General features: G+C 73.4%; 10 protein-coding genes. 7 read left to right on the top strand and 3 right to left on the bottom strand.

The window, feature by feature from the left end:
- The 4 genes from NQ160_RS14475 to NQ160_RS14490 form a co-directional block, all read left to right on the top strand.
- Nucleotides 1-443 (top strand): carbohydrate ABC transporter permease (locus NQ160_RS14475; protein ID WP_257515836.1); only part of this gene is annotated, 443 nt, incomplete at its 5' end.
- Complete coding sequence (locus NQ160_RS14480; protein WP_257515909.1) at nucleotides 440-1,417, top strand: BadF/BadG/BcrA/BcrD ATPase family protein; 978 nt, start codon at nucleotides 440-442, stop codon at nucleotides 1,415-1,417. The genes NQ160_RS14475 and NQ160_RS14480, both read left to right, overlap by 4 nt.
- Before the next feature lie 130 nt (nucleotides 1,418-1,547).
- Nucleotides 1,548-2,288: an NUDIX hydrolase gene (locus tag NQ160_RS14485; protein WP_257515910.1), complete on the top strand. Its 741-nt coding sequence runs from the start codon at nucleotides 1,548-1,550 to the stop codon at nucleotides 2,286-2,288.
- Nucleotides 2,289-2,393: 105 nt separating this feature from the next.
- A complete protein-coding gene (locus NQ160_RS14490; RefSeq protein WP_257515911.1) occupies nucleotides 2,394-3,977 on the top strand; it encodes an HNH endonuclease signature motif containing protein in 1,584 nt (527 codons plus the stop codon).
- On the opposite strand, the gene NQ160_RS14495 is transcribed toward NQ160_RS14490, so the two are convergent.
- Complete coding sequence (locus NQ160_RS14495) at nucleotides 3,882-4,505, bottom strand: LON peptidase substrate-binding domain-containing protein (RefSeq protein ID WP_257515832.1); 624 nt, start codon at nucleotides 4,503-4,505, stop codon at nucleotides 3,882-3,884. The genes NQ160_RS14490 and NQ160_RS14495 overlap by 96 nt on opposite strands.
- Before the next feature lie 73 nt (nucleotides 4,506-4,578).
- Here NQ160_RS14495 and NQ160_RS14500 point away from each other — a divergent pair, with 73 nt between their 5' ends.
- Together NQ160_RS14500 and NQ160_RS14505 are read left to right on the top strand one after the other, a co-directional pair.
- Complete coding sequence (locus NQ160_RS14500) at nucleotides 4,579-5,076, top strand: DUF427 domain-containing protein (RefSeq protein WP_257515912.1); 498 nt, start codon at nucleotides 4,579-4,581, stop codon at nucleotides 5,074-5,076.
- A 137-nt stretch (nucleotides 5,077-5,213) separates the two neighbouring features.
- Nucleotides 5,214-5,612 carry a hypothetical protein gene (locus NQ160_RS14505; protein WP_257515913.1) on the top strand — a complete coding sequence of 133 codons (399 nt, stop codon included), beginning with the start codon at nucleotides 5,214-5,216 and terminating at the stop codon, nucleotides 5,610-5,612.
- Nucleotides 5,613-5,655: 43 nt separating this feature from the next.
- Here NQ160_RS14505 and NQ160_RS14510 read toward each other — a convergent pair whose 3' ends face one another.
- Nucleotides 5,656-6,186, bottom strand: coding sequence for a DUF1697 domain-containing protein (locus NQ160_RS14510; RefSeq protein WP_257515914.1), 531 nt, complete (start codon nucleotides 6,184-6,186; stop codon nucleotides 5,656-5,658).
- Nucleotides 6,187-6,248: 62 nt separating this feature from the next.
- The gene (locus tag NQ160_RS14515) at nucleotides 6,249-6,761 is read right to left on the bottom strand and encodes an O-acetyl-ADP-ribose deacetylase (protein ID WP_257515915.1); all 513 of its coding nucleotides are present in this window, start codon (nucleotides 6,759-6,761) and stop codon (nucleotides 6,249-6,251) included.
- Nucleotides 6,762-6,862: 101 nt separating this feature from the next.
- Between NQ160_RS14515 and NQ160_RS14520 the strand changes: the two genes are divergently transcribed.
- The coding region (locus tag NQ160_RS14520; RefSeq protein WP_257515916.1) for an SDR family oxidoreductase at nucleotides 6,863-7,766 on the top strand (904 nt) is incomplete at its 3' end.

A 7,766-nucleotide genomic window follows, 5' to 3' on the forward strand; every position in this document is an offset into this window, starting at 1 on the left:
TCGACTCGGTCGGCATGATCTCCAACCTGTGGGGCCTCATCCTGGTGTATGCCGCTCTCGGCATCCCTTTTTCGACCTTCGTGCTGGCGGCGTTCTTCCGGCAGCTGCCGATCGAGCTCGACGAGGCTGCCCGGTTGGACGGGGCCGGACCCTTCGCAACCTTCTGGCGGGTCCACCTGCCGCTGGTCAAACCCGCGATCGCCACGGTCATCGTCTTCCGATTCGTGCCGGTGTGGAACGACTTCTTCTACCCGCTGATCCTCATCCGCGACCGTGACGCGTACACGCTGCCGGTGGGCATCACCCGGTTCTTCGGTGAGTACCAGACCGACTGGGCGACCCTCTTCGCGGGGCTGACGCTGGCGACGATTCCGCTCGTCGTGCTCTTCCTCTTCGCCACCAAGCAGATCGTGTCGGGCCTGACCGCGGGCATGAGCAAGTGACGTCGTTGCTCGGGCTCGACATCGGCGGTTCGGGGAGCCGGGTCGGGTTGCGCCTCGAGGGTGCGCCCTCGGGGGAGCGTCTCGAGTTCTCGGGAGAGCGCATCGGCGTGACGGATGGGGGCAGCACGGTGCCGGGCGCCGTGACGTCGCTGGTGGCGCGGGCTGCGCAGGAGTGGCCGGAGGTCGTCGCGGAACTCGCCGGCGTCGGGGTGGGCGCGACGGGTCTGGCGACCCTGGTCGCCGAGCCGGAGCGGTTCGCCGCAGCCCTGTCGGCCCAGCTTCGTGAGCTGACCGGGCGGCCGGTGGCGGTGGCCGTGGCCGTGGATGCCGTGACCGCGCATCTGGGCGCGCTGGGCGGCGAAGCCGGGGCGATCGTGGCGCTCGGGACCGGTGCGATCGCCTTCGGCACGGACGGCCGCGACGTCTGGCGGCGGGTGGACGGGTGGGGGCACCTGCTGGGCGACCGCGGCGCCGGCGCCTGGGTCGGCCTGCAGGGACTCATCGCGGCGATGCGCGCCTATGACGGAGTGGATGCCGCAGGCTCCGAACTGCTGCGGGCGGCCCGGGAGCGACTCGGTGATCCGGTCACCTGGCCGTCGCAGCTGTACACCCGGCCGGATCGCGCCGGCGTGCTGGCATCCTTCGCTGCCGATGTGCTGGCACTGGCAGCCGCCGGTGACGCTTCGGCAGCGGCGATCGCGGCAGAGGCGGGGCGGGAGGCCGCGCGCAGCGGCGTCGCCGCGCTCGAGGGGTCGCTGCCTGCGGTGATCGCGACCACCGGGGGAGTGTTCCGTGCCGGGGGCGTGCTGGCGCAGGCGTTCGAGCAGACGGTCGCGGAGCTGCGTCCCGACGCTCGGGTGCAGCCGGCTGTCGGAGACCCGCTGGACGGCGCGCTGTTGCTGGCTCAGCGCGCGCGGGCGGGTGCGATCGCTACGCACGCGCCGTATGTCTGGGTCGGGGGCGGGACGGACTAGGGGGCTCCGTCCCGCCCTCGGCCCGGTCGGTGGGGGCGCTTCGTCTCGCTTCGCTCGCTCGCTCAGCGACCGGGGGTGGGGGGAGGGGCTGCTGACGCGCCGGCATCCGTCGGCGGCGTAGCCTGAAGCGATGCCTGTTCCGGACGCCCCTCACACCGCGCGCGCACAGCTGGCCGCGCTCGCCGCTGACGTGGAGCGTCGTCGGCGCAGCGAGCCGACCGTCGTGCCGTCGTTCGGGCCGCTCATCGATCTCCCCGTCGCACCCGGATCACGGCCCGCGGCGGTGCTCATCCTCTTCGGTGTGCTCGATGCCACGCCCAGCGAGCGCGCCGCCGCCGACACCGCGGTCTCGCGCGACCTCGACGTGCTGCTGCTCGCTCGGGCGTCGACCCTGCGGTCACACCCCGGGCAGGTCGCGTTCCCCGGCGGCCGGGTCGATCCTGAGGACGACGGGCCTGTCGCCGCGGCCCTGCGCGAGGCACAGGAGGAGACGGGCGTCGACCCGGCCGGGGTCGAGGTGCTCGGCGCGCTCGAGACCATTCCGCTGGCATTCTCGCGACACCTCGTCACCCCGGTGCTCGGATGGTGGCGGCATCCGTCGCCCGTGCACGTCGTCGACGAAGGCGAGTCCGCAGCGGTCTTCCGCGCGCCCGTGGCCGACCTGCTGAGCCCGGCCAACCGCGGCGTCACGGTGCTGCGCGACGGCGCTCGCACGATGCGCGGGCCCGCTTTCCACGTCGGTCAGGGTCCCGAGGCGCACCTCGTGTGGGGGTTCACGGCGATGGTGCTCGACGTGCTGTTCGACCGCCTCGGATGGACCGAGCCGTGGGATGCCACGCGCGAGTTGCCGCTGGAGCGCCCGCCGCGGTGAGGCAGTAGGGGCGGGTTCCCTCCCCAGCTCGGGGGTCGCCCGACCCATGCACAGCTTACCGGCCACTATCGAACAAATGTCCGACGGTGGCGGCATGATGAGGGCATGACCTTCCTCACCGAGTTTGCGACGAGAGCGCAGGCTGTCAGCGGCCACCGCGACCTCGACGTCGTGCCCGGTGAGCTGTTGGCGGCGGTGCGCGCTCTGTCCGATGACGACGTGCTGGCCGTGTTCGAAGAGGCCGCCGCCGTCATGGGCTGCCTCGAGCGGCTGACGGTCGTCACGGCCGCGGTCATCGCCGAGCGGTCCGCCGCGCCGCACGGCGGGCTGGCCGGCACACGCGGCCATCGGTCGCCGGTCGCCCTCATCCAGGAGATCACGGGCGGGTCGCGCGCGGATGCGACGCGGGCGGTGCGCGTGGGCGCGTCGCTGCTCGACGACGCGTGCGGTGCGGGCTCCACCGGTGACGGCGGCGAGGACAAGCGGACGCCGCACGCCGCGATCGCACCGTGGCATGCCGGCCTGCGCCAGGCCATGCTCGCGGGGGTGGTGACCACCGCGCAGCACGACGCGATCCGCCGAGGGCTCGGCGAACCGCCGGACTCGGACGACGCGAGAGCGGTCTGGGCCGTCGCTGCAGAGCAGCTCATGGGCGAGGTGCCGGGGCTCCCGGTGGAAGAGGTGGTCAAGCGGGCGCGAGCAGTGCGGGACGCGCTGGACCCCGCCGGCGCCGAGGACCGGTTCGCGCGGCGGTTCCAGGGACGGTCTTGGCGCATGTGGACGGACGGCGAAGGCGTACACCACGCCCGCATCGACTTCGACGACGAGATGTTCGCGTGGGTCGACTCGATCATCGGTGCGGCACTGCGTCCGCGCCGAGGCGGTCCGCGGTTCATGACCGAGGCCGAGCGGGCCGACGCCGATTCACTCGTGCGCGATGGGCGCACGAACGAGCAGCTGACCTACGACCTCATGATGGACGTCGTTCGAGCGGGGGCTCTGGCCTCGGCCGAGGACGTGTTCGGGGCGCGTCAGCCCGGTGTGCGGCTGGTGGCGGTGCGGGATGCCGTCGGCGCGCGTGACGCGTTCGGGCGTTTCCTGGGCGTCGCGCACGTCGAGGACGGGGGTGCGGCGCTGCCGGGTTCGGTGCTCGACAAGGCGCTGTGCGAGACCGCCAGGGTGCTCGTGAGCGTCGACGGCGCCGGGAACCCGCTCGATGTCGGGCGCGAGCAGCGACTGTCCACGGCGAAGCAGCGGCTCGCCCTCGCCGCCCGTGACGGCGGATGCATGTGGCCCGGCTGCGACCGCCCACCCTCGTACTGCGAAGCGCACCACAGCGACCACTGGTGCGCGGAGCAGGGCCGCACCGACGTCGACCGCGGGATCCTGCTGTGCCGGTTCCATCATCTGCTCCTGCACAACCAGGGGTGGAAGATCACGCGCGACGGGCGGGGACCGTTCCTTCTTCATCCGCCCGGCGGCGAACCCATCGTGCTGCGGTCGAAGTCGCCGGTGCGGTGGGCGTGGGACCCACCCCCCGATCGCGCGGGCTGGCGCGCCGCGTCGACCGAGGCGCATCCGCGACCGGACAGATCAGCCGAGGTCGTCGGCGGGTGGGCGTGTCAGCAGGGGCTCGATGTCGAGGGTCAGGTCGATGATCTGCCGCAGCAGCCCGCCGAGCGTCGTTGAATGCAGCAGCGTGAAGCGGTCCAGCTCACCCAGCGGGGCGATCGCGGCGAGCTGCCACGAGGACTCGACGGGGTCGGGCGAGAGCTCGGTCTCGGCATCCCACCGCACGTTCTCATCGTCGGCGGCGCGCGCGAGCACCCGCCGCACGATGCTCTCGGCCTCGTCGCGCAGCGGCGTCAGCGCGTCGGACCACTCCAGCGGCGGCACGGGCGACACCTCCGCCACCGGGTACGGGTCATCGGGCAGCCACCGGTCGACGGTGATGCGCTCGGCGCCGACGGCCACCACCTGCAGGTCGGTCGCGGTGGGGGCCACGCGCACGAGGCGCGCGATCGTGCCGATGCCGCTGCGCTGCTCGCCGCCGCCGGCCTCGGGACCGCGCTCGATGAGCACGACGCCGAACTGGGGCTCCTCCTCGTCGAGCAGGCGCCCGATCATCGTGAGGTAGCGCGGCTCGAAGATGCGCAGCGGCAGCGGCGTGTAGGGGAGCAGCACGCTGCCCAGCGGGAACATCGGCACGCCGGTCATGGCGACAGTCAACCACCGGTGCGCGCCGCGGGAGCCCTAGCGGCGCATCTCACCGCATTCATACAGTGAGGCCATGACCCACCCCCGCCCCGATCCCGTCGACCCCGGCCAGGAATCGGTCTGGGACTACCCGCGCCCGCCGCGCATCGAGCGCGTCGACACCCCCGTGACGATCGACTTCGGCGGCGTACGCATCGTCGACACGACCGACGTCGTTCGGGTGCTGGAGACGAGCCACCCGCCGGTGTACTACCTGCCGATCGCGGCGTTCGCGCCGGGCTCCCTCGTCCCCACGGACGGCAGCTCGTACTGCGAGTTCAAGGGCGCGGCGGGGTACTTCGACGTGCGCGGCGGAGACCGCGTCGCCCCGCGCGCGGCGTGGAACTACCCTGACCCGTCGCCGGGCTACGAGCTGCTCACCGACCGGGTCGCGGTGTACGCCGGCCCGATGGACCGGTGCACGGTCGACGGCGAGACGGCGGTGCCGCAGCCGGGCATCTTTTACGGCGGCTGGGTGACCTCGTGGGTGCGTGGGCCGTTCAAGGGCGTGCCCGGCTCGATGGGCTGGTGACCCGGGGGTGTGGGTGCCGGCTCCCCGGGCCGGCACCCGTGCCGATCCCCCCGAACCGGCACCGCACACGCTACGGCGACCCTCCGACATCGGCCCGCACCGTCGCGCCCGACGAAGCCCGGTGGCATCATCGGGCCATGACCCGCTACGCGATCGACGCGCCGACGGCCCTGCGGCTGATCGAGGAGGACGCGGTACTCGGGGCCGGGCACTCGCTGGTCGCGCCGAGCGTGCTGCGCACCCACGCCCTCTCGCTGCTCTACCAGCAGGTCCGCGCCGGCGCGCTGGACGAGCGGGTCGCCCTCGCGCGGCTGGAGCGCCTCGCCGAGCTGAAGATCCGCCTGCTCGGCGACCGCGTCTCCCGCGCCACGGCGTGGAAGCTCGCCACGCGCCTCGGCTGGCCCGACACACCGCCGGCGGAGTACCTCGCCGTCGCCGTGCTGCAGGCGGACCTTCTGGTCACGGAAGATCCGCACCTGCGCAGCGGCGCCGAGGACCGCGTGGCGCTGGCCCCCTACGAGGCGCTGCTGCGCTGAGGCGCCTCCGAGTCGGTGCGGGCCGAGTTCGGCGGACCCGTGCTCAGCCGGCGGCACCGAAGCGGGCGACGAGGCGCACGAGGGTCGGCAGCCCGCGGGAGGTTGCGGGTTCGCCGGTCGCCTCCTCGATCGTGGGCGTGGCGTTGCCATCGCCCTCCCGCTCGTTGACGGAAACGACCCAGCCTTCCCCGGCATCCACCACCCGGCACCGGCGGTGCGCGGCGACGCGCGCCAGCTCCGCATCGTCGGGATCGATGCGGCCGCCGGCGTGGAAGGACACCTCCCGCCGGTTGGCGTCGGGCTGCTCGGCGTGCGCGTCGACGATGCGCGCGATCTCCGGCAGCGGGAGCGCGCAGCCCGCGCGGCGCAGGCCCGTGCGGGCCTCAAGCGCCCGCACCGCGTCGGCCACGACTGCGGCGGGGTCGTCGGCCCGGAAGACCACGGTGCCGTTGCTCTGGAACGTCACCGCGTCGGGCACGCCCGCATCGGCGAACGCGGCGAGGATGTCGGCCGTGGACGGATGCCCGCGCTGCCCCTGATTGACGTTGCGCAGCAAGCCGACCCACTCGTCCACGATCTGGATGCTACGACCGACCGCCGCCGCCGGCCAGGCCGAGAAGGGTCGGAACGGGAGGGTCAGCGCGCGGCGGCAGCCGCCACCGCCGCGGCCACCTGGTCGTAGGTCGCCGAATCGAACGCCACTATCCGCACTTCTTCGACCGCGGTGTCGGCGCCGGCGATCGTCTCGACGGCGGCGGCGATGGCATCCGCCTTCGGCCACCCGTAGATGCCGGCGCTCACGAGCGGAAAGGCCACGGACCGGGCGCCCAGCTCGTCGGCCACCTGCAGCGACCGGCGATAGCACGACACCAGCAGCGCCCGGTCCCGCTCGCCCGCGGCGTAGTTCGGGCCGACGGTGTGGATCACCCACCGCGCCGGAAGGTCGCCTGCGGTCGTCCAGCCCGCGTCGCCGGTCGCCAGCCCGTGGGGGAACCGGGCGATGCAGTCGCGCAGGATCTCGGCGCCGCCGGCACGGTGGATCGCGCCGTCGACGCCACCGCCCCCGCGCATCGCGTTGTTCGCGGCGTTCACGATCGCGTCCACCCGCTGCTCGGTGATGTCGCCGCGCACCGCGATGATCCTCGTCATGAGGCCAAGTGTCACCCACGACGGCGCCGCTCGGCGAGCCCCAGAGCGACCTGCGCGGCGCGAGCCCGCCGTGGTATCCGTTGAGGGACGGAAGGGACACCATGCCCGCAACGCCCAGCGCCGACCTCCCCGACCTCGCCGGCCGCACCGCCCTCGTCACCGGCGCGAGCGACGGAGTCGGTCTCGAGGTCGCCCGCGCGCTCGCCGCCGCCGGTGCCCACGTCATCATGCCGGTGCGCAACCGCGACAAGGGAAGCCATGCGATCGCCCGCATCCGGGGCAGCGTCCCCGACGCGAGCCTCGAGCTGCGCGACCTCGACCTCGCCCGCCTCGACTCAGTCTCGGCGCTTGTCGCCACGCTGTCCGCCGAGCGCACCCCGATCCACCTCTTGCTGGCGAACGCCGGCGTCGTGCTCTTGGGCGACCGCCGGCGCCACCTCACCGCCGATGGCTTCGAACTGCACTTCCAGACCAACTTCCTCGGACACTTCTCCCTCGTCATCGGCCTGTTGCCGGTGCTGCGCCGGGCGCGGACGCGCATCGTCCTGCAGACCAGCCTCGCAGCGGCGTTCAGCCGCATCGACTGGTCCGACCTGCAGCTGGAGCGCCGTTACGGCGCATCCCGTGCCTACGGCAGGTCCAAGCTCGCGCTCGCCCTCTTCGGCACCGAGCTCGCACGTCGCGGCGCGGCGGGAGGGGGAGCCGTCACCGTCGCCCAGTCCCACCCTGGGGTCGTCCCCGCGACCGCGATCGCTCCGGACATCCGCCGCCGCGTCCCGCCCCAGCTCGTGCGGCTCGCGACCGCCCACCTCGGCAACCCGCTGCCGCTCGCGCCGCTCCCTGCCCTGCAAGCTCTGACGGCGGATGCCGCACAGGGCGACTTCTTCGCACCCTGCGGGCTCCTGCAGATGGCGGGTGCGCCGCGACCGCGGCATCCGTTCCCCCGCGCCCGAAAGAGAGAGGATGCCGAGCGCCTCTGGCGGGTGGCCGAGGAGCTGCTGCAGA

Source organism: Microbacterium sp. zg.Y909, from assembly GCF_024626565.1.

What these genes read in the sequence shown, in the direction of transcription:
- NQ160_RS14485 (WP_257515910.1), top strand. Translation starts at nt 1,548, where the DNA reads ATGCCTGTTCCGGACGCCCCTCACACCGCGCGCGCACAGCTGGCCGCG.
- NQ160_RS14515 (WP_257515915.1), bottom strand. Translation starts at nt 6,761, where the DNA reads ATGACGAGGATCATCGCGGTGCGCGGCGACATCACCGAGCAGCGGGTG.
- NQ160_RS14495 (WP_257515832.1), bottom strand. Translation starts at nt 4,505, where the DNA reads ATGACCGGCGTGCCGATGTTCCCGCTGGGCAGCGTGCTGCTCCCCTAC.
- NQ160_RS14490 (WP_257515911.1), top strand. Translation starts at nt 2,394, where the DNA reads ATGACCTTCCTCACCGAGTTTGCGACGAGAGCGCAGGCTGTCAGCGGC.
- NQ160_RS14505 (WP_257515913.1), top strand. Translation starts at nt 5,214, where the DNA reads ATGACCCGCTACGCGATCGACGCGCCGACGGCCCTGCGGCTGATCGAG.
- NQ160_RS14500 (WP_257515912.1), top strand. Translation starts at nt 4,579, where the DNA reads ATGACCCACCCCCGCCCCGATCCCGTCGACCCCGGCCAGGAATCGGTC.